Below are 313 nucleotides of genomic sequence, written 5' to 3'. Positions count from 1 at the left end.
GCCCCCATCTATCAGGTCAGCCCGCTGATGGGGTCCAACATCATCATCGTGGTGTTTGCCGTGGTGGTGGTCGGCGGCATGGGTTCGATCCTCGGTGCCATCATCACCGGCTATGTGCTCGGGCTGGCCGAAGGTCTGACCAAGGTATTCTATCCTGAAGCGTCCAGCATCGTCATCTTCGTTATCATGGCTATCGTCCTTCTGGTGCGACCCGCAGGACTGTTCGGGAAGGAGGCCTGATATGGCTGATACTGTTCTTAAAGCAACGGCTGCGCCGCATCAGGCGAAAGCTCCGGCCCTCAACAGCCTCTCG

1 pseudogene is annotated in these 313 nt (G+C 58.5%); it reads left to right on the top strand.

The annotated features are described in order from the left end of the window. A pseudogene (locus FJQ48_RS18005) lies at positions 1-240 on the top strand (branched-chain amino acid ABC transporter permease); the annotation flags it as partial. Between the last annotated feature and the right edge of the window lie 73 nt (positions 241-313).

Origin of the sequence: Ochrobactrum sp. CGA5 (assembly GCF_006345815.1) — a bacterium.
Classification (GTDB): Bacteria; Pseudomonadota; Alphaproteobacteria; order Rhizobiales; family Rhizobiaceae; genus Brucella.
This window is presented reverse-complemented; position numbering and strand designations above follow the sequence as displayed.